General features: G+C 69.9%; 17 protein-coding genes and 1 tRNA gene. 9 read left to right on the top strand and 9 right to left on the bottom strand.

The genetic code is table 11. The annotated features are described in order from the left end of the window. Positions 1 to 177: 177 nt before the first annotated feature. Positions 178 to 2,295 carry an acyltransferase family protein gene (locus tag ACIPWY_RS34370; RefSeq protein ID WP_401536381.1) on the top strand — a complete coding sequence of 706 codons (2,118 nt, stop codon included), beginning with the start codon at positions 178 to 180 and terminating at the stop codon, positions 2,293 to 2,295. A 52-nt stretch (positions 2,296 to 2,347) separates the two neighbouring features. On the opposite strand, the gene ACIPWY_RS34365 is transcribed toward ACIPWY_RS34370, so the two are convergent. After that, positions 2,348 to 3,142 (bottom strand): phytanoyl-CoA dioxygenase family protein, encoded by a 795-nt coding sequence (locus tag ACIPWY_RS34365; protein WP_393702391.1) that lies wholly within the window; start codon positions 3,140 to 3,142, stop codon positions 2,348 to 2,350. Between the two features lie 35 nt (positions 3,143 to 3,177). Here ACIPWY_RS34365 and ACIPWY_RS34360 point away from each other — a divergent pair, with 35 nt between their 5' ends. Next, positions 3,178 to 4,095: a helix-turn-helix domain-containing protein gene (locus tag ACIPWY_RS34360; RefSeq protein WP_362907937.1), complete on the top strand. Its 918-nt coding sequence runs from the start codon at positions 3,178 to 3,180 to the stop codon at positions 4,093 to 4,095. On the opposite strand, the gene ACIPWY_RS34355 is transcribed toward ACIPWY_RS34360, so the two are convergent. Further along, complete coding sequence (locus ACIPWY_RS34355; protein WP_393702389.1) at positions 4,083 to 4,937, bottom strand: helix-turn-helix transcriptional regulator; 855 nt, start codon at positions 4,935 to 4,937, stop codon at positions 4,083 to 4,085. The genes ACIPWY_RS34360 and ACIPWY_RS34355 overlap by 13 nt on opposite strands. A gap of 195 nt (positions 4,938 to 5,132) precedes the next feature. Between ACIPWY_RS34355 and ACIPWY_RS34350 the strand changes: the two genes are divergently transcribed. After that, a complete protein-coding gene (locus ACIPWY_RS34350; RefSeq protein ID WP_401536378.1) occupies positions 5,133 to 5,618 on the top strand; it encodes a hypothetical protein in 486 nt (161 codons plus the stop codon). 81 nt (positions 5,619 to 5,699) lie between these two features. On the opposite strand, the gene rox is transcribed toward ACIPWY_RS34350, so the two are convergent. The 3 genes from rox to ACIPWY_RS34335 all read right to left on the bottom strand — a co-directional run bounded on the left by rox (position 5,700) and on the right by ACIPWY_RS34335 (position 9,559). Continuing rightward, on the bottom strand, positions 5,700 to 7,127 hold the full coding sequence (gene rox / locus ACIPWY_RS34345) for a rifampin monooxygenase (RefSeq protein ID WP_362907940.1): 1,428 nt from the start codon (positions 7,125 to 7,127) through the stop codon (positions 5,700 to 5,702). A 470-nt stretch (positions 7,128 to 7,597) separates the two neighbouring features. Further along, complete coding sequence (locus tag ACIPWY_RS34340; RefSeq protein ID WP_393702386.1) at positions 7,598 to 8,101, bottom strand: hypothetical protein; 504 nt, start codon at positions 8,099 to 8,101, stop codon at positions 7,598 to 7,600. Between the two features lie 276 nt (positions 8,102 to 8,377). After that, a complete protein-coding gene (locus tag ACIPWY_RS34335; RefSeq protein WP_393702384.1) occupies positions 8,378 to 9,559 on the bottom strand; it encodes a mandelate racemase/muconate lactonizing enzyme family protein in 1,182 nt (393 codons plus the stop codon). Positions 9,560 to 9,765: 206 nt separating this feature from the next. On the opposite strand from ACIPWY_RS34335, the gene ACIPWY_RS34330 reads away from it, so the two are divergent. Continuing rightward, on the top strand, positions 9,766 to 10,641 hold the full coding sequence (locus ACIPWY_RS34330; RefSeq protein WP_362907943.1) for a LysR substrate-binding domain-containing protein: 876 nt from the start codon (positions 9,766 to 9,768) through the stop codon (positions 10,639 to 10,641). Positions 10,642 to 10,673: 32 nt separating this feature from the next. On the opposite strand, the gene ACIPWY_RS34325 is transcribed toward ACIPWY_RS34330, so the two are convergent. Next, positions 10,674 to 11,522: an IclR family transcriptional regulator gene (locus ACIPWY_RS34325; protein ID WP_393702382.1), complete on the bottom strand. Its 849-nt coding sequence runs from the start codon at positions 11,520 to 11,522 to the stop codon at positions 10,674 to 10,676. Positions 11,523 to 11,579: 57 nt separating this feature from the next. Between ACIPWY_RS34325 and ACIPWY_RS34320 the strand changes: the two genes are divergently transcribed. The 4 genes from ACIPWY_RS34320 (at position 11,580) to ACIPWY_RS34305 (ending at position 15,497) form a co-directional block, all read left to right on the top strand. Beyond that, positions 11,580 to 12,554, top strand: coding sequence for a 5-dehydro-4-deoxyglucarate dehydratase (locus tag ACIPWY_RS34320; RefSeq protein ID WP_362907945.1), 975 nt, complete (start codon positions 11,580 to 11,582; stop codon positions 12,552 to 12,554). A gap of 93 nt (positions 12,555 to 12,647) precedes the next feature. After that, complete coding sequence (locus tag ACIPWY_RS34315) at positions 12,648 to 13,985, top strand: gluconate:H+ symporter (protein ID WP_393702379.1); 1,338 nt, start codon at positions 12,648 to 12,650, stop codon at positions 13,983 to 13,985. A gap of 40 nt (positions 13,986 to 14,025) precedes the next feature. Beyond that, complete coding sequence (locus tag ACIPWY_RS34310) at positions 14,026 to 15,363, top strand: enolase C-terminal domain-like protein (protein WP_362907947.1); 1,338 nt, start codon at positions 14,026 to 14,028, stop codon at positions 15,361 to 15,363. 60 nt (positions 15,364 to 15,423) lie between these two features. Next, positions 15,424 to 15,497, top strand: a tRNA-Met gene (locus ACIPWY_RS34305). Positions 15,498 to 15,665: 168 nt separating this feature from the next. Here ACIPWY_RS34305 and ACIPWY_RS34300 read toward each other — a convergent pair. The 3 genes from ACIPWY_RS34300 to ACIPWY_RS34290 form a co-directional block, all read right to left on the bottom strand. Then, positions 15,666 to 15,842 (bottom strand): hypothetical protein, encoded by a 177-nt coding sequence (locus tag ACIPWY_RS34300; protein WP_165914507.1) that lies wholly within the window; start codon positions 15,840 to 15,842, stop codon positions 15,666 to 15,668. A gap of 140 nt (positions 15,843 to 15,982) precedes the next feature. Further along, a complete protein-coding gene (locus ACIPWY_RS34295; protein ID WP_393702377.1) occupies positions 15,983 to 16,213 on the bottom strand; it encodes a hypothetical protein in 231 nt (76 codons plus the stop codon). Positions 16,214 to 16,285: 72 nt separating this feature from the next. Beyond that, positions 16,286 to 16,861: a hypothetical protein gene (locus tag ACIPWY_RS34290; protein ID WP_393702375.1), complete on the bottom strand. Its 576-nt coding sequence runs from the start codon at positions 16,859 to 16,861 to the stop codon at positions 16,286 to 16,288. Positions 16,862 to 17,194: 333 nt separating this feature from the next. Between ACIPWY_RS34290 and ACIPWY_RS34285 the strand changes: the two genes are divergently transcribed. Beyond that, positions 17,195 to 17,746, top strand: coding sequence for an HPP family protein (locus ACIPWY_RS34285; protein ID WP_389481665.1), 552 nt, complete (start codon positions 17,195 to 17,197; stop codon positions 17,744 to 17,746). The last annotated feature ends 48 nt before the right edge of the window (positions 17,747 to 17,794 follow it).

The following is a 17,794-nucleotide window of genomic DNA, read 5'->3' as shown; positions in this document are numbered from 1 at the left end:
GGAGACGCCCTGCCGGTGAATACCTGGTTGAGCGTTCAAAAAGAGGGGTGCGCGGCTGCAACACAAGGGTCTGACCGGACAGCCCCAGACGTGACCAGGACTCCATACGCCGGACATCGTGCAAGAACGAACGCCGGACAGACAGCAACCGATTCCGCGGCGCAGCAGGCGGGGACGGTGGAACAGAAGCCCGCACCCGACACCGGGCGCACCCCACCCCTGCCCGGCGCGAACCGCACCGGGCCTGCGCAGCGCCCGGACATCCAGGGGCTCCGGGCCCTCGCCGTCACGCTGGTCGTCCTGGGCCACGCCGGGGTCGCACGGTTCAGCGGCGGCTATGTCGGGGTCGACGTCTTCTTCGTGATCTCGGGGTTCCTCATCACGTCCTCGCTCCTGCGTGAACTGTCCGCGTCCGACGGCATATCGATCCGCGCGTTCTACGCCCGCCGGGCGCTGCGCCTGCTCCCCGCCTCGGCCCTCGTCGTCCTGGTGACCCTCGCCGGATCGTGGCTGTTCCTGTCGAAGATCCGCTTCGCCGAGTACATGAGCGACGCGTTCGCCAGCGCCCTGTACGCGGTCAACTTCCGTCTTGCGGCCACGGGCACCGACTACCTCGCCGAGGGCAGCCCTCCGTCCCCGTTCCAGCACTTCTGGTCGCTGGCCGTCGAGGAGCAGTTCTATCTGGTGTGGCCGCTGCTCCTGCTCCTGGGATGGCGGCTGTCCCGGCGTCGCCGCCCGCTCCTGGCGATACCCCTGGTGGCGCTGTGCGCGGTGTCACTCGGGCTCAGTATCCACGTGACCGGACGTTCGGCGCCCTGGGCCTACTTCGGTTCGCACACCCGCGCCTGGGAACTGGGCACCGGAGCGCTGGTCGCGCTCGCCCTGCTCCGCCCGCCGCGTCTGCCGGCCGGCGTCGCCGTCGCGATGACGTGGACCGGTCTCGCCTGCGTGATCGCCGCCGCTGTGGGCTTCGACGCCGACACGCCCTTCCCGGGAACGGCCGCCGCGGTACCGGTCATCGGCGCCGCGCTCGTCATCGCCGGCGGCGCCTCGCCCGCGTGGCCGGGAGCACGCCGCATGCTCACTGCACGGCCGGTGACCTGGCTGGGCGGCCTGTCGTACAGCTGGTACCTGTGGCACTGGCCGTTCCTGGTCATCGGGCCGAAGGCGCTGGACAGGCCGGCCGGTACGCACCTCCAACTCGCCCTCGGTGTGGCCGCACTGCTCCCGGCCTGGCTCACGCTGCGCCTGGTCGAGAACCCGGTGCGCTTCCACCGGGCCCTGCGCGGCCGTCCGGGCCGAGGGCTGCGGCTCGGCCTCGCACTGACCGCCGTCACGGCGTCCACCGCGCTGGTAGCAGCGGCCTTCCCGCCGTCGATCAGCTCCGGTGAGCCCGCGCTCGTACTCAAGAACGCCGTCGCCTCCGCCCCGGACCCCGGCGCGCGCCTCACGCAGGCGCTCGGCACGACCGGCACCCGCCTGCCGGCCAACCTCACGCCGCCGCTGACGGGGATCACGGACGTGCGGTCGGCCGTGTACCGGGACGGGTGCCACCAGAACTACGCCAGCACGAGCACGCCCGACTTCGCCGGCACGAGCACGCCCATGTGTGTGTACGGAGACCGCTCCTCGAAGAACGTCGTCGTCCTCTTCGGCGACTCCCACGCGGCCCAGTGGTTCCCGGCGCTCAACCTCCTTGCCCTGCAGCACCATTGGAAGCTGATATCGATGACCAAGGCCTCCTGCAAGGCGGCGACGGTCACCACACTCAACGCCCACCGTCCCTACACGACATGTGACCGCTGGCGGGCCGACGCGCTCGCGCGGATCGAGAAGCTCCGCCCCTCCCTCGTGCTCATGTCCTCCTCCGACGCGGGCACCCCGGCGAAGGCGATGCGCGACCCGCTCGCGGGATGGACCGACGGCTACGTCCGGACGTTCCGGAACCTCTCGCGGTCCGGTGCCCAGGTCGTCGCGCTTCTCGACACACCGTGGCCCCGCGAGGACGTGCTCGACTGCGCGGCCACCCACCCCTTGCACCTGCGGGACTGCTCGGTCCGCGTCCCCGAGGCGTTGCACGACGTGACCCGCAGGAACGCCACGAAGGCGGCGGCGCGGTCGACCGGCGTCTCCGTGATCGACCCGCAGACCTGGCTGTGCACCTCCCACGGCGACTGCCCCGTCGCGGTGTACGACACCTTCGTCTACCGGGACGAGAGCCATATGGCCGAGGGTTACGCCGAAGCCGTGGCGCCCGTCCTGGGACGGGCGTTGGAGGTCGGGCACGCGGACTGACCACCTGTCCGGCCGGGACCACGACAAGACCCACCGGACAGGTCGAAAGACCCTAGTGCGCCGACGTGACCGGGAACTCCGTACCGCAGGGGCCGCCGCCCTCCGCCTCGGCGAGGAAGACCTCCTGGCCTTCCAGCGTGAACGTGCGGTAGTGGCGGGCGATGCGGCGGGCCGAACGCGGAGCGTAGTGGCACACGAAGCTGCGGCGGAAGCGGTCCGTGGTCGTGTTGGGCTCGGAGCCGTGGACCAGGCTGCCGTTGAAAAAGAGGACGTCGCCCGGCTCCATGTCGACGGGCACGCGCTCGAGGCCCGCCGGCGGCGGCACGTACTCCCTCGTGAAGTAGGTGTCCGGGTCGGCCTCCTCGGGACAGAAGAGGTCCATGAGGTGCGTGCCGGGGACGACTTCGAGCCCTCCGTTGTCGCGGTCCACGTGGTCGAGCGCCACCCACGCCGCGACACACGTGCCCGGCTCGACCCGGAGATAGAAGTTGTCCTGGTGAAGCGCCTGCCCGCGCGCGCCGGGAGGCTTGAAGTACAGCATGCTCTGCGCTGCTATCGGCTCCTCGTCGATCAGCTCGGCGACGATCGCGGTGATCCTCGGGTCGAGGAGGTAGCGCATGGCGGTGTCGTCGATCAGGTGGGGGTGCATGATGCGCGGGTACTCGCGCAGCGGATCGTGCGGGCCGTCGGGATCCTGCGCCGACGGCTGGAAGTGTCCTGGTACGGCGCCTCGTCGGGGGTAGTCCATGAAACCGTCGGTGAGCGCGGCCACCTCTTCGCGTGACAGGAGTTGGCGCGCGATCGCGTAGCCCGAGGTCCGGAAGGTCGAGATGTCGACTGTGTTCATGGGACGACCGTAGAACCGTCCTGGTGTGCCAGGCTATGCGCGTGTCCGCCACAGACCTTCGTGAAACTGCTGCGCCGCCTCCGGGTGTCCTGATCGTCGGCCGTTACGACGGGCCGTCCGACTACGCGGTCCGCAGGACGGCCGGCGCCCCGAGCTGGCTGCTGCTGTGGACGGAGTCCGGTGCCGGTCACGTCCGCCAGGGCGGTGCGGGCACGCCTGCCGGACCCGGGAGCCTGGTGCTGCTCGCGCCGGGCGTGCGGCACACCTACCGGACCGCGCCGGGGGCGGAGCACTGGGGACTGTGGTGGGCCCATTTCCTGCTGCGTCCCGGGTGGGAGCAGCGCCTGCGCCCGTACGACCTCGGCAGCGGCTGCCACGTGGTGCCCGACGTCCACCCCGGAGCCCGTACCGGCGTGGCCGCCGCGCTGCGGCAGGCGCACGCCGACAGCCGCTGGACGGGCGCCGGCGCTCCGCCCCGGCCCGTGAGCGCCACGCGCCGCACCGTCCCGGCCTCGGTGGCGACGGGACCGGACGCCGCCGCGCTGGCCCTGGGCTCCGTCGAACGCGCTCTGCTGCTCGCCACCTCCCCGTCCGGCGGCCCCGGCCCCGGCGATGCGCGTGTCCGCCGCGCCCAGACCCTGATCGACGCCGACCCTGCGGCCGCGCACACCGTCGACTCCCTTGCCGCGGCGGTGGCCCTGTCACCCTCGCGGTTCGCCCACCTGTTCGTCGAGGAGACCGGCTCCACGCCGATGCGGGCCCTGCGGGAGGCGCGGCTGCGCCATGCGGCGTGCCTGCTGACAGGTACCGAACTCACCGTGGCCCAGGTGGCCGCGGCCTCGGGCTTCGCGGGCCCTTTCCACTTCAGCCACGCGTTCCGCGGCAGGTACGGCTCGCCTCCGACGGCGTACCGATCCGCCGCGAGATGCTCCGAACCGCCTTACGGCCACTGATCGCGGGACTGCTGACCCGCGAGTGTCTGGGTGCCGATGACGCCGAGGAGCGCGAGGCGTTCGGCGTCCTGGGTGCCGGGCTCGGCGGTGTAGATGATGATGCGCAGGCCGGTGCCCGCGACGCTGAGGATGTCGCAGTCCAGCGTCAGGGCGCCCACCTCGGGATGATCGACGGTCTTGCGCGACGCCTCCGCCTGGCCGACGGCTCCGGAATCCCACAGCTGGGCGAACCGGACGCTGTGCGCACGCAGCTCCGCGACCAGCCGCAGCAGCCGCTGGTCCTGCGGGTAGCGGCCCGCCGCCGCACGCAAGTCGGAGACCTGAGCGGTCTCGAGCGCGTGCAGGGACTCCGGTGTGTGACGGACGCGGCCGGGCGCGCCGAGGAAGTTGCGCCACACCGCGTTGCGCTCGTCGCCGTGCCGCTCACCCATCAACGCCGTGTACAGGGGATTGGCCAGCAGCAGTGTCCAGGTGGCGTCGGAGACCGCGACGGGCGTCCCGGTCAGCCGGTCCAGCATCCGCTGGACGCTCGGCGTGATGAAGGCGGGCACTGTGCCCTGCCCCGGAGGTACGAGCCCGGCCAGGTGGAACAGGTGCTCGCGCTCCGGACCGGACACGCGCAGCGCCCGGCCCAACGCCTCGACGACCTGTTCGGAGGGGTTGGTCGCGCGCCCTTGTTCGAGGCGCGTGACGTAGTCGACGGAGATACCGGCCAGCATGGCCAGCTCCTCGCGGCGCAGCCCCGGCGCCCGCCGGCCACCGCCGACGGGCAGCCCGGCAGCCTCCGGCGAGACCCGGTCGCGCCAGCGCCGCACCGTGTGCCCGAACTCCGTGGTCGCCATGACTCCACTGTGCACCGCCCGCCGAGGATCTACCTGGTACTGGGAGTCCCACCTGGTGGTCGTTCCCGCAGCCGCATGACGATCAGGTGACGACCACAACCTGTTGAAGCCTTCGGAGGTCTACTCCGGTCAAGGCGGCCGAGCTGCGCTCCATGAACTCGCCCGCGCCGAACGCCTGCGAAGGGTGCCTGGCTCGTGTTCGTTTTTCTGCTGCTGCCCGCTCTGCTCGCGCTCCCCGTCTGGATCGTCGCGGTGGTCATCAAGCTCATCTCCGTCGCCCTTCCCGGCCGCCGGGCGGACTGGAAAATGGATCTGTTGCGGTGGGGTGCGGCGATGGCGGCGGCAGCGGCAGTCACGCTGTACGTGGTGGGGCTCGGCGCGATCCAGTGGTCCGAGCACGAGTCGGAGAGCGGCGCCGACTCGTCTCCGGCGCGCGCGTGCCGCGACGCCGATGTCGACGACAGCACCCTCCGGCACCTGGTCGGGCACCGGGCTTCCTACATGCCGCTGGCGTTCGACTGCGTTCTGGACGACGGACGCACCTACCCCAGCAGCAGTGGCTACGCGTGGCTGAACGGCCTCACCGCCACGTTCGGCGTCGGTGCCGGCGTACTGATGGTGACGGCCGGGTTCGTCACCGAACGCAGGGCCCGGGCGCGTACGAACGGTGCAGGCGTGTGAGTGGAGGGAGGGGGGAGTACGGGGCGTGGGCCGGTGACCGTCCCCCGCCCCGCAAGATGCACTCTCCCTACACCCGTGCGCTCAACTGGCAGGCGTACCGAACCACTTGGGCAGGTGACCGAGAAGATCCTGCTGATCGTCACCTACCCACGCCACGTGGCCGTCGGGCCGCAGCAGCACCGCGGGCACGTCCAGTTCCTCGCTGACGTCGACGACGTGGTCGACCCGATCCACCCAGCCCTCCACCGAGAGCCGGCCCGTCTGGTCGAGGAGCAGGCCACGCCCTTCGTGCATCAGCCCGTAGAGGCGCCCCCGCTTCAGCCCGACGTCCCGCATCCGGCGGCCGAGCAGTTCGTGCCCCTCGCCGAAGTCGTAGCTGACCCCGACCGCGGTGATCATCTCGGTCACGTACCGGTTCACCTCCTCGAAGTCCATCAGCTTCGAGAACAGCTCCCGGAGCGCGGTCGCGCCGGCGTCGGTCCCCAACAGGGTGATCTGCGCTCGGGTGTTGTCCAGCACGCGGGCGCCCACCGGGTGCCGTTCGACGTGGTAGCTGTCCAACAGCCCCTGCGGCGCCCAGCCGTTGACCGCGGCGGCCAGTTTCCAGCCGAGGTTGAAGGCGTCCTGGGCGCCGAGGTTGAGGCCCTGCCCGCCGGTCGGCGGATGGATGTGTGCCGCGTCCCCGGCCAGGAACACCCGCCCTACCCGGTAGCGCTCGGCCTGCCGGGTGGCGTCGCCGAATCGGGACAGCCAGCGCGGCGAGTGCACGCCGAAGTCCGTGCCGGCGGTGGCCCGCAGCTGCTGCTTGAAGTCATCGAGGGTCGGCGCTGCCGCGCGGTCCTCGGCCACTTCCGCCGCGGGCACGACGATGCGGTACATCCCGTCCCCCTGGGGGATGAGGCCGAACCGCAGGTGGGTCTTGCGGGTTTCCTCGACGACGGCGGCGATCGTCGCCGGATCCTCCGTGGCCCGCATTTCGCCCAGCAGCGTCTCGATCGTGGCCGGTTCACCGGTGAAGTCGACCCCGAGCTGCTTGCGCACGAGGCTGCGGCCGCCGTCGCATCCGACGAGGTAGCGCGACCGCAGCTGTGTGCCGTCTGTCAGCTCGACGGTCACTCCGGCCTCGTCCTGGCTGACCCCGGCGACCTCGCACCCGCGCCGGATCTCGGCCCCGAGTTCGAGCGCGCGCTCGTTGAGCAGCCGCTCGGTGACCGGCTGCGAGGCGGCGACGCCGAACGGGTGCGCGGTGTCCAACCGGTCCGGCCACGGCTTCATGATGCCGCCGAAGAGACCGCCGGCGCTGAACTTCTCGCTGACCGCGAGGAACCGGTCCAGCAGGCCGCGCTGGTCCATGATCTCGACACTGCGCGCGTGCAGACCCTGCCCGCGGGACTCCTTGGTCGGCTCGGTCAGCTTCTCCAGCACGACCACGTTCACGCCGTGCAGCCGCAGCTCACAGGCAAGCATCAAGCCGGTCGGTCCGCTGCCCGCGATGATGACGTCGATCATGAAATCCCCTACGTGACGAGTTGACTGTCGGCCGGGCGCTCCGCGAAGTCCGATGAAGACGACGACCATCAGGCATGTCCCGTACATGAACAGGCATGTCCCGTACATGAACTGAGCGCACGTACTCCCCGCATCCCTGATTTCCGCAGGTCCTGGCCTAGGCCGGTCATTCTGCGTCACGACCCGGGCCTTGCCGCAAGGCCCCCTGTGGGCTATACGTTGGAGAGGGCAAGGGAGTGGTCGTCGGCGTCAAGGCGCGAGGGCGACACTGCATTCCGAGGAACCGAATGCCGCCGTAACCGAAGAGTGCGTACCGGGCAGTCGAAGAGTGATTTGCCGCTAGCCGGTACGCAGTTGCGATGGCTTTCGTGGCCCGATAAAGCGCGCCCTTTTGCTGAGCCCCCTGAAGGAGAGACGCGGGTGGCCCGTACCGGTTGTGTCCGGTACGGGCCACCGCTCGTTGCTGCGGGCTATTCGGCGGGCGCCAGGTCGGTGATCTTGCGGGTCTGGAGGTCCGACTGGACCTTGATCTTGGTGACCTCGGAGCTCGCGCCGTCGCTCCAGGTGAGCGTGACCAGCGCGGTCGCGTGGCCGGCACCGGAGCCGGTGTAGTCGACCTTCCACTTCACGGGCACGTTCTGGGCGAACAGGATGCCGTCGGCGTGCTCCTTCTCCTCGAAGGCGGCGACCTTCTTCTGAGCCGCGGCCGACAGGTAGAAGGAGCGCAGCGCCTTGGCATTGGCACCGGCGGCCGGGTCCTCGTTGTCCCAGATCGAGTCGATGTACGCGCCGTAGAAGTCGGCGACGCGGTTGGTGGTGCTGCGCGGGTCGCCCTGGGACGGCGCGGGGGCGGAGGCGACGGCGGCCGTGGTGTGGGCGGAAGTGCCGGCCAAGGCCGGGGTGATCGCGGTGAGGGAGAGCGTGGCCGCGATTGCGGCGGAGGCGAAGAGCGCGGTGCGGGTGCGAGCGTGCATGGTCGGTAAAACCTTCCCCGTCATTTGGCGCCGCAGTGAATCCTGCGGGCTCCTGGTCACGGGATAAGACTGCACCAGCGGCCCGCCAGTTCCCCCATTCTTCGAATTCTTTTTGCGTGCGGTCGCGTGAATGGCATTCATGAAATGGTTGTGCGGTCGGATGGAAAAATGACGGCAAAATCGTGCTTGAGCGGAGGGTGGGTATCCGTACTCCGGGCATGCCTCGTCCGCGCCCCATGAGGAGGCGCGGACGAGAGGGTGTTGTGTGCTGTGCAGTCAGTGGCGCTTGCCGGCCTCGTGGGTGGCCTGGGTCCATGCGCGGGCCTGGTCGGTGAGGGTGATCCCGAGGCCGGGGCGGGACGGGACGTGCATCCGGCCGTCGCTGATGGTGAGGCGCTCGTTGAACAGAGGCTCCAGCCAGTCGAAGTGCTCCACCCACGGCTCGATCGGGTAGGCGGCCGCCAGGTGGAGGTGGATCTCCATGGCGAAGTGCGGTGCGAGCTGGAGGTTGTGGTGCTCGGCGAGCGCCGCGAGCTTGAGGAACTGCGTGATGCCGCCGATGCGGGGGGCGTCGGGCTGGATGATGTCCGCGGCGTTGTTGCGGATCAGCTCCCAGTGCTCGGCGACGCTGGCGAGCATCTCGCCGGTGGCGATGGGGGTGTCGAGCGACGCGGCGAGCGCGGCGTGCCCCTGCGCGTCATAGGCGTCGAGCGGCTCCTCGATCCAGACGAGGTCGAACTCCTCCATGGCCCGGCCCATCCGCTGGGCGGTCGGCCGGTCCCACTGCTGGTTCGCGTCGACCATCAGCGGGGCGTCGTCGCCGATGTGCTCGCGCACGGCGGTCAGACGGCGCAGGTCCTGCTTGCGGTCGGGGTGGCCGACCTTGATCTTTATGCCGCCGATGCCGCTCGCGAGGGAGGCGTCGGCGTTGTCGAGCACCTGCTCGGTCGGGGTGTGCAGAAAGCCGCCGGAGGTGTTGTAGCAGCGTACGGAGTCGCGGTGGGCGCCCAGGAGTTTGGCCAGCGGCAGGCCCGCGCGCTTGGCCTTGAGGTCCCACAGGGCCACGTCGTACGCGGCGATGGCCTGCGTGGCCAGACCGCTGCGGCCGACCGAGGCGCCGGACCACGCCAGCTTCGTCCAGATCTTGCCGATGTCGCTGGGGTCCTCGCCGAGCAGGTTGTCGGCGATCTCCCTGGCGTGGGCGAACTGGCCGGGGCCGCCGGCTCGCTTGGAGTAGCTGAAGCCGATGCCCTCGTGCCCCTGCTCGGTCTCCAGCTCCACGAAGAGGAACGCCACTTCGGTCATGGGCTTCTGGCGCCCGGTGAGGACCTTGGCGTCGCTGATCGGCGTGGCCAGCGGCAGGGTGACCGAGGAGAGCCTGATCCAGGAGATCCTGTCGAGCGTCGCCTCGCCTGCTGCGTGCGCGGCGTTGGTGGTCGTACTGGTCTTCGTCACCACTGCGTGTCCCTGGGGTGTGAGGCGGATGCGACCGGCGGGCATGCTGCACGCGCGTGGCAGTGCCGACGGGCGGGTGCGGACTCCTGCCGGCGCGGGCGGCTGCCGGTCTGCGGCCGACGGAGGCGTTGACTCCCCTTGAAGCTAGAGTCGGCGATTGATCCACGTCCAAGACCAATTTTGCATGCGCTGATACCCGGAGAGAATCATTGTTCACGCTGGCACAGCTCGTGAGCTTCGTGGCGGTGGCCGAGGAACTGCACTTCACCCGGGCCGCGGAGCGGCTTCGGATGACGCAGCCCCCGCTGAGCCGGCAGATCCAACTCCTCGAGCACGACCTGGGTGTACAGCTCCTCGACCGCACCAACCGGTCCGTGCGGCTCACCCCGGCAGGCCGCACCTTCCTCAACGAGGCGCGCCACATCCTGCGCCAGTCCGAGCACGCGGCACTCGCCGTACGGCAGGTCTCAGTGGGTGAGGCCGGGGCCATCGCCATCGGGTTCACGGCGGCCAGTGCGAACTCGGCCCTCGGCACGCTGCTCGAAGTGGCCCGCTCGGCCATGCCCCGCGTGGAGGTGGTGCTGCGTGAAATGGTCACCCGCGATCAGCTGGAGGCCATCACCGAAGGCTCCCTGGACCTGGGCATGATCCGCCCCGCGAACACCGGGCCCGACCTGGAGACCCGGCCCGCCGATAGGGAAGGCCTGCTCGCCGCCCTGCCCACCGGCCATCCGCTCGCCGCGCGCGAAGGCGACCTGCGCGTGGAGGACTTCGACGGGGAGCAGCTGCTGATGTACTCGCCCGTCGAGGCCCGCTACTTCCACGAGCTGCTCGTCAGCATCTTCCGCGCCGCCCAGGTCGCGCCCGTCTTCACCCAGTACCTCAGCCAGGTGCACAGCATTCTGGCGATGGTGAATGCCGGCTGGGGCATCGCCCTGGTCCCGGAGGCAGCGGCCCAGATGAGGTTCAGCGGGATCACCTTCAAACCGCTGTCCCTCAGGGAACCCAAACCGGTCGAGCTGAATCTGGTGTGGCGCAAGAACAACGACAATCCGGCGTTGGAGGCCCTGCTCCGGCACCTGTGACGAAGCTCAGGGCGCACCCCCGACGCACCGCCTCACCGCCAGTCGGGCGCCCCCGAGCGAGGCGACAACACCGCCTCGATCTTGGTCTGTACGTCCCGCATCACGGCGACGACGCGTTCCTGGCGCTCCGCGGTGAGGCGGGCGACCGGAACCGAGCAGCTGATGGCGTCGACCGCCGGGGCCGAGTACCGCAGAGCGAAGCCGAAGCCCGCGATGCCGGTCACGGTCTCCTCGCGGTCGATGGAGTAGCCGCGCTCGCGGATGCCCGCCAGGTCGGCGAGCAACGCGGCGCGGTCGGTGTGCGTGTTCTGCGTCAGGGCGGCCAACGGGCCGTCACCGAGCGGTAGTTCGCTGTCCGCACGCTCGGCGAGCAGGGCCTTTCCGAGGGCTCCGGCGTGCGCGGGGACCCGGCGGCCGACGCGGCTGATGGTGCGCAGGTATTCGTGGGACTCGCGGGTCGCGAGATAGACGACGTTCGGACCGTCCAGCCGCGCCAGGTGAATCGTCTCGCCGAGCGCGTCCGACGCCTCGTCGAGGTACGGGCGCACGGCGCGCACGCGGGGGTCGCTGTCGAGGTAACTCGTACCCGTGAGGAGGGTGCGGATCCCGATCCCGTACAGCGAGCCGGTGGTGTCCGTGCGCACCCAGCCGCAGTCGACGAGGGTCCGCAGCAGTTGGTACATGCTGCTGCGCGGCACATCCAGTTCCGCGGCGAGTTCGTCGAGTCGCGCGGGCCGGTCGCCCCGCGCCGCGAGCAGTTCCAGCAGTGCGACGGTGCGCAGCGCCGACTTCACCCCACGTACCCCAGATGCCGCGTCTGTCACGTGCGTTCCCCCTGCCTTCCGGTGCCGGTCATCGTAAATCGGCGGTGCTTCACCCATTGACCCGGCCGGTTCACCGACTTAGCCTCCATTCTCATACATGGACGCCATCTGCATATGGGGATCAGATCTATGAACGAGGTCGGTACGCAACCCGAGGACGTCACACGGAAGCTGCGTGACGGGATGGCGCGGGGGGTGCTGTCCTTCCCGCTCACGAGCCTTCGGGACGACGGCAGCCTCGACCTGGACGCCTACCGGACCTACCTGACCGCCCAGTTGGCCAACGCGCCGGGTGTGGTCTTCCCCGCCTGCGGAACCGGGGAGTTCTTCTCGCTGGACGAGGAGGAGTACCGGGCGGTCGTCAGGGTCACGGTCGAAGTCGCCGACGGGCGCCTGCCGGTGGTCGCGGGCACCGGCTACGGCTGGTCGCAGGCGCTGCGGTTCGCCCGGATCGCGCAGGAGGAAGGCGCGGACGCGCTGCTCGTGCTGCCGCACTACCTGGTCGGCGCTCCGCAGGACGGACTGGTGGAGCAGCTGCGGCGGATCGCCGCCGGCACCCGGCTGCCGCTGATCGCGTACCAGCGCGACCAGGTCACCTTCAACGCCGACGCCCTGCGCCGGATCGCCGAGATCCCCACCGTCATCGGTCTCAAGGACGGACACTCCGACCTCGACCGGCTCCAGCGCCTGACACTCGCCGCACCCGAGGGCTTCCTCTTCTTCAACGGCGCCGCCACCGCCGAGATGCAGGCCCGCGCCTACGCCACCGTCGGCGTGCCCGCCTACTCCTCCGCGGTCCACGCGTTCGCGCCCGAAATCGCGAACGCCTTCTTCACCGCACTGCGCGCGGGCGACGACGAGGCGATGAACAAGCTGCTGCGCGACTTCTACGTTCCCCTGGTGGAGCTGCGCGACCGCGTCCCGGGCTACGCCGTTTCCCTGGTCAAGGCCGCGGCACGGCTGCGCGGCCTCCCGGTCGGCCCCGTACGCGCCCCGCTCACCGACCTGTCCGCCGCCGACCTCGCGGATCTCGAGAAGGTGCTCGACGCCGGGCTGAACCTGGTGGGAGCTGCACGGCGCGTCAACTGACCGCCACAAGCGCGTAGTTGATGTCCCGCCGCTTCGACGCGCTCACCCTCGTACCCGCCTGACCTGCAATCCACAGTTCAAAGGGGAACTGACTTGCCTCTCGTCGTAGTGGGAATCAGCGTTCTGATTCTGCTCTTCCTCATGACCAGGCTGCGCATGAACGGGTTCGCCGCACTCCTCCTCGTGGCGATCGGCGTCGCGCTGGTCCAGGGGATTCCGGCGGCGACGATCCCGGACGTCCTCTCGGAGGGCATCGGCGGACAGATCGGCGACACGATGCTGACCATCGGCCTCGGCGCCATGGTCGGCCGCGTCATGGGGGACTCCGGAGCGGCACAGCGAATAGCCAACCGGCTGCTCGACGCCTTCGGGCCGCGCTGGGTCCAGGTGGCCATGGTGGTCACGTCCATGCTCATCGGCGTCACCATGTTCTACGAGGTCGCCTTCATCATCATCGTGCCCATCGCGTTCACCCTCGTGCGGGTCACCGGCGCGAAGCTGCTGTGGGTCGGGCTGCCGATGTCGATCGCCCTGTCCACCATGCACAGCTTCCTCCCGCCGCACCCCGGCCCCACCGCCGTCGCCGCGACCTTCCACGCCTCCGTCGGACACACCCTGTTCTACGGCCTCTTCATCGCGGTGCCGGCCGGAGCGCTCATCGCCCTCGCGTGGCCGCGCCTGCCCTTCGTGCAGGCGATGAACCCCTCCATCCCCAAGGGCCTTGTCAGTGACCGCGAGTTCACCGACGAAGAGATGCCCGGCATGGGCTGGTCGCTGCTCGTGGCCCTCTTCCCGGTGGTCCTGATCGCGGGCGCCGCGGTGATCGACATGGCCACGTCGGGCGAGAGCCCGTTCCTGCACGCGGTCGCGTTCATCGGCTCGGCCCCGATCGCGCTCATGCTGACGCTGCTTCTGGCGATCTGGGCCTTCGGGCCGCGCATCGGCCGCAGCCTTACGGAGGTCAGCGCCTCCTGCACCTCGGCGGCCCAGGCGATGGCGATGATCCTCCTGGTCATCGGCGCCGGCGGCGCTTTCAAGAACGTCCTCGTCGAAGGCGGAATCTCCGACTACATCAAGGACGTCACGGACAGCTGGTCCATCTCACCCCTCATCCTGGCGTGGCTCATCGCGGTCATCCTCCGCGTGGCACTCGGCTCGGCGACGGTTGCCGTCGTCACGGCGTCCGGCGTGGTGCTGCCGCTCCTGGCAGGCAGCGGAATCCACCCCGAAATCATGGTGCTCGCCGTCTCCTGCGGGTCGATCGCGTTCTCCCATGTGAACGACCCCGGATTCTGGCTCTTCAAGGAGTACTTCAACCTCTCGGTCATCGACGCGATCAAGGTCAGGACCACGTACACGACCGTGCTCGCGGTGCTGGGCCTGGGCGGCGTACTTGCCATGGAATGGGCCTTGGACGTCCTGAGCCTGTGACCCACGTCAACCCGCACACCTTCCGACCACAGGAACCGCAATGACCTTGAGCAAGCAGCCGACCGTCACCGCGTTCGCCGTCTACCCGGTCGCCGGCCGGGACTGCATGGAACTGAACCTCTCCGGCGCGCACGGCCCGTACTTCACCCGCAACATCGTCGTCCTCCAGGACTCCGAGGGCCGCACCGGCCTGGGCGAGGTGCCGGGCGGCGAGAAGATCACCCAGACCCTGCGCGACGCCGAGTCCCTCGTGGTCGGCGCGAAGGTCGGCGACTACAAGCGCGTCCTGCGCGAGATCGGAGCCCGGTTCGCCGACCGCGACGCCGGCGGACGAGGCGCCCAGACCTTCGACCTGCGCACCACCGTCCACGCCGTCACCGCCGTCGAATCGGCGATGCTCGACCTCCTGGGCCAACACCTCGAAGTCCCCGTCGCGGCCCTCCTCGGCGATGGCCAACAGCGCGACTCCGTACGGGTGCTGGGCTACCTCTTCTACGTCGGCGACCCCGGCCGCACCGACCTGGAATACGTCCGCGAACCCGACTCGGCCGTCGACTGGCACCGCGTCCGGCACGAAGAGGCCCTGACACCCGAAGCGATCGTCCATCAGGCCGAGGCGGCGTACGACCGCTACGGATTCCGCGACTTCAAGCTCAAGGGCGGCGTCCTGGAAGGCGCCGAGGAGGTCAGGGCCGTGCAGGCGCTGAAGGACCGCTTCCCCGAGGCCAGGATCACCCTCGACCCCAACGGCGCGTGGTCGCTGCGCGAGGCGATCGAACTGTGCACGCCCCTGTCCGGCACCCTCGCCTACGCCGAGGACCCCTGCGGAGCCGAAGGCGGCTACTCCGGCCGGGAGATCCTCGCCGAGTTCCGCCGCGCCACGGGCCTGCCCACGGCGACCAACATGATCGCGACGGACTGGCGCCAGCTCACCCACGCCCTGGCGCTCCAGTCGGTCTCCATCCCCCTGGCCGACCCGCACTTCTGGACCATGCAGGGCTCGGTCCGCGTGGCCCAGCTCTGCAATGCGATGGGCCTGACCTGGGGATGCCACTCCAACAACCACTTCGACATCTCCCTCGCCATGGTGACCCACTGCGGAGCAGCCGCCCCCGGCGAGTACAACGCCCTGGACACGCACTGGATCTGGCAGGAAGGCCTGGAGCGACTCACCACCGCCCCGCCCCGGATCGTCGACGGTGAGATCGCCGTCCCCGATGCCCCGGGCCTGGGCGTCCAGCTCGACATGGACCGACTGCTGGCGGCCCACGACCTCTACACGGCGAAGGCTCTGGGGGCACGCGACGACGCCGTCGGGATGCGGTACCTCGTCCCGGACTGGCAGTTCGACAGCAAGCGTCCTTGCCTCGTCCGCTAACCCTCCGCGGGCACGTGGTCAGGGGGACCGGCTGCGATGGCGTACGGTTGTGTCTACCGACGCGGGGTGGAGCAGCTCGGTAGCTCGCTGGGCTCATAACCCAGAGGTCGCAGGTTCAAATCCTGTCCCCGCTACTGACAACCAAGGCCCGGATCCTTTTGGATCCGGGCCTTGCTGTGTCTGTGAGGGGCTGCACCGCACGACCCCGCAGCCTTCCCGGTGACCGGTGACCGGTGACCGGTGACCGGTGACCGGTGACCGTGGGCGGCGGGCGGGGAACCGGCAGGCTGCGGGCCGGGGGCTTACGCGGCCTTCACAACCTCGCCACGTATCGCCGCGGACCATTCGATGACGAGAACTTCGTACTCCCGGCGCTGCTCCGCGCTCAACCGGCCACCGCTGCACAGCATCAGGCAGCGAATCTCTTCGTTCAGATCGTCGGCGGACCGCACGGAACCAGGGATCGGAGTGGTGGACATGTGAAGAAGCCTAGAGGGTCGGTGTGACAATCGGCGTCGCTGCGCCACGGGACGGAGGGCGGAAGTTGCTCTGAGGGTGGCCTTGACCTGGGAAATTGGGGGTGGAGTCGGCCACTCCGCACAAAACTGTGACCTTGGCCTCACGTAGTGTCGCGGTGCTCTGCATGGCTCGGGGAGGCGAGTTGGAGTTCGCGCAGCTTTACGACGATCTGGACGCCGGCGCTGGTCGGGGGAATCCGTCCGGCGCCGAAGCGGTACGCCGTCGGTGCCGGAGAGTTCGGCGGCGGTGGCCCCTCGTGTTTGGCCATGACTCCCACGCCCTCGTACCTGTCGATCGCCCCCGAGCTGCCGGGTGCCGTCTCCGCAGGCACCTCAGGCACCCTCCACGGTCACTCAACTCCCGTTCATGACGCATGTGTTCAGCCGGATCCTTGACGGCATCGTCATAGCCGGTCGACATCCCCGAAGACACGGACCTGGGGAGCGAAGGCCCGTACGGCTTGTTTGAGGCGTTCGGAGTCCACCTTGCACAGGGCCATGGAGCGAGAGGACTCCTGGGTTCGCCTGAACGACTCGACGAAATCGGGATCCACGTGCGTCGACAGATACGCGTCGAATGCGCGAAGCTCAGGCGGCGCGGTCGGCTCCGCTCGCGGGGGAGCCCCCTTGCGGTGACGCACTTCGAGCTCGGGAAGCCGGAAGCGTCCCGGCCCCCGCACGCCGTCGGAGAGGCTGACGGACACGATCTCCGACCAGGGATGGAACTCCGGTCTGCGGAAGAACAGCAGGCCGCCCAGGGTGATGCCCTGGGGGCCGATACGTACAGCGGTCCGTCGGAGGGCGGCGGCCGGCATGACCAGCGCCACGTACGGCGCGAGGATCAGCTCGACATGGCCGTTCCCCGGAGGTTCTGCGCCGGGGACGAATCCCACGCCGATGAGCAGGGCGAACGCCAGAGCCAGCCAGGCGGGGGCGGTCCACCCGTAGCGGATCTCGTAGGCTGCGCCCGGCTCGTCCATGGGCCGAATGCTGCCGCCCGCACCGAGTCCGTTCAACAAGCTCGCGGTCAGGGACTGCCCAGGATGAGGTAAGGATGCCGTGGCTCTGAGACGGCGTGTGCGCGTGTGACGGCGGAAGCGTTTCGGGCGGACGCCGCCCGGTGGGATGGGTCGCCCCATGCCTGGCGCGTCCGGCTCGGCAGGTAAAATCGCAGGTGGACTGCGCCGGTCCCACCCGGACAGGCGCAAGGTCAGAACCACTGTTGATCACAGAGGTGTGCTCCGCGCAGCTACGACCGCTCCTTCTTCCGTCGTCCTGCCGGCCGTGAGCCGCCTGCCCCAGAAATCGTCACTGTGAGCACCGATTCCGTGCTGCGACCGCAGCCCCCTTCCGTCCCCGATTCGCCCCGCCCGCGGCGCCGGTCCGGCCGGGCACCGGCCCGTCCCACCGCAGCCGCCGCCATCCACAGCATCAGCGCTGTCACGGCGGTCCTGCTCGGGCTCGTGGCGATCGGCGCGATGATCCATGAGCCGGTCCTGATACCGCCGCTGGCCGCGAGCGCCGCCCTTGTGCACAGCGCGCCCACCCTGCCCCTGGCCCAGCCCCGGAGCATCGTCATCGGCCACCTGCTCGGCGCCGGGTCCGGTTACGCGGTCCTCGCGCTGACGAACAGCAGCCCGTGGACGGCGGCACTGGCGGGAGGCATCACCCTCGCCGCGACGATGCTCGCCCGTACCCCGCACTCGGCTGCCTGTGCCACCGCCGTGATCGTCGTCCTCCAGACGCCGGCCCCCGGGCGCTTCGTACCGCTGCTGTTCGGCTCCACGGTGCTGCTCGTCCTGACCGGCTTCGCGGCCTCTCGCGTACGGCGCGGGGCGCCGAAGTACCCGGCGTACTGGTGGTGACCCCGGTGGTGACCTCCGGACGGCGCGCGTCGCGCCGGACCGGCAGGC

This window comes from Streptomyces sp. NPDC090032 (assembly GCF_044748025.1).
In the GTDB taxonomy this organism is placed as follows: Bacteria; Actinomycetota; Actinomycetes; order Streptomycetales; family Streptomycetaceae; genus Streptomyces.
The sequence above is the reverse complement of the archived record's forward strand: the minus strand, read 5'-3'. Positions and strand labels throughout refer to the sequence as shown.

Excerpts from the sequence above, each read along its gene's own strand:
- ACIPWY_RS34290 (WP_393702375.1), bottom strand. The coding sequence starts at position 16,861 with ATGGACGAGCCGGGCGCAGCCTACGAGATCCGCTACGGGTGGACCGCC.
- rox (WP_362907940.1), bottom strand. The coding sequence starts at position 7,127 with ATGATCGACGTCATCATCGCGGGCAGCGGACCGACCGGCTTGATGCTT.
- ACIPWY_RS34300 (WP_165914507.1), bottom strand. The coding sequence starts at position 15,842 with ATGTCCACCACTCCGATCCCTGGTTCCGTGCGGTCCGCCGACGATCTG.
- ACIPWY_RS34355 (WP_393702389.1), bottom strand. The coding sequence starts at position 4,937 with ATGGCGACCACGGAGTTCGGGCACACGGTGCGGCGCTGGCGCGACCGG.
- ACIPWY_RS34360 (WP_362907937.1), top strand. The coding sequence starts at position 3,178 with ATGCGCGTGTCCGCCACAGACCTTCGTGAAACTGCTGCGCCGCCTCCG.
- ACIPWY_RS34365 (WP_393702391.1), bottom strand. The coding sequence starts at position 3,142 with ATGAACACAGTCGACATCTCGACCTTCCGGACCTCGGGCTACGCGATC.
- ACIPWY_RS34340 (WP_393702386.1), bottom strand. The coding sequence starts at position 8,101 with ATGCACGCTCGCACCCGCACCGCGCTCTTCGCCTCCGCCGCAATCGCG.
- ACIPWY_RS34310 (WP_362907947.1), top strand. The coding sequence starts at position 14,026 with ATGACCTTGAGCAAGCAGCCGACCGTCACCGCGTTCGCCGTCTACCCG.
- ACIPWY_RS34325 (WP_393702382.1), bottom strand. The coding sequence starts at position 11,522 with ATGGGTGAAGCACCGCCGATTTACGATGACCGGCACCGGAAGGCAGGG.
- ACIPWY_RS34320 (WP_362907945.1), top strand. The coding sequence starts at position 11,580 with ATGGGGATCAGATCTATGAACGAGGTCGGTACGCAACCCGAGGACGTC.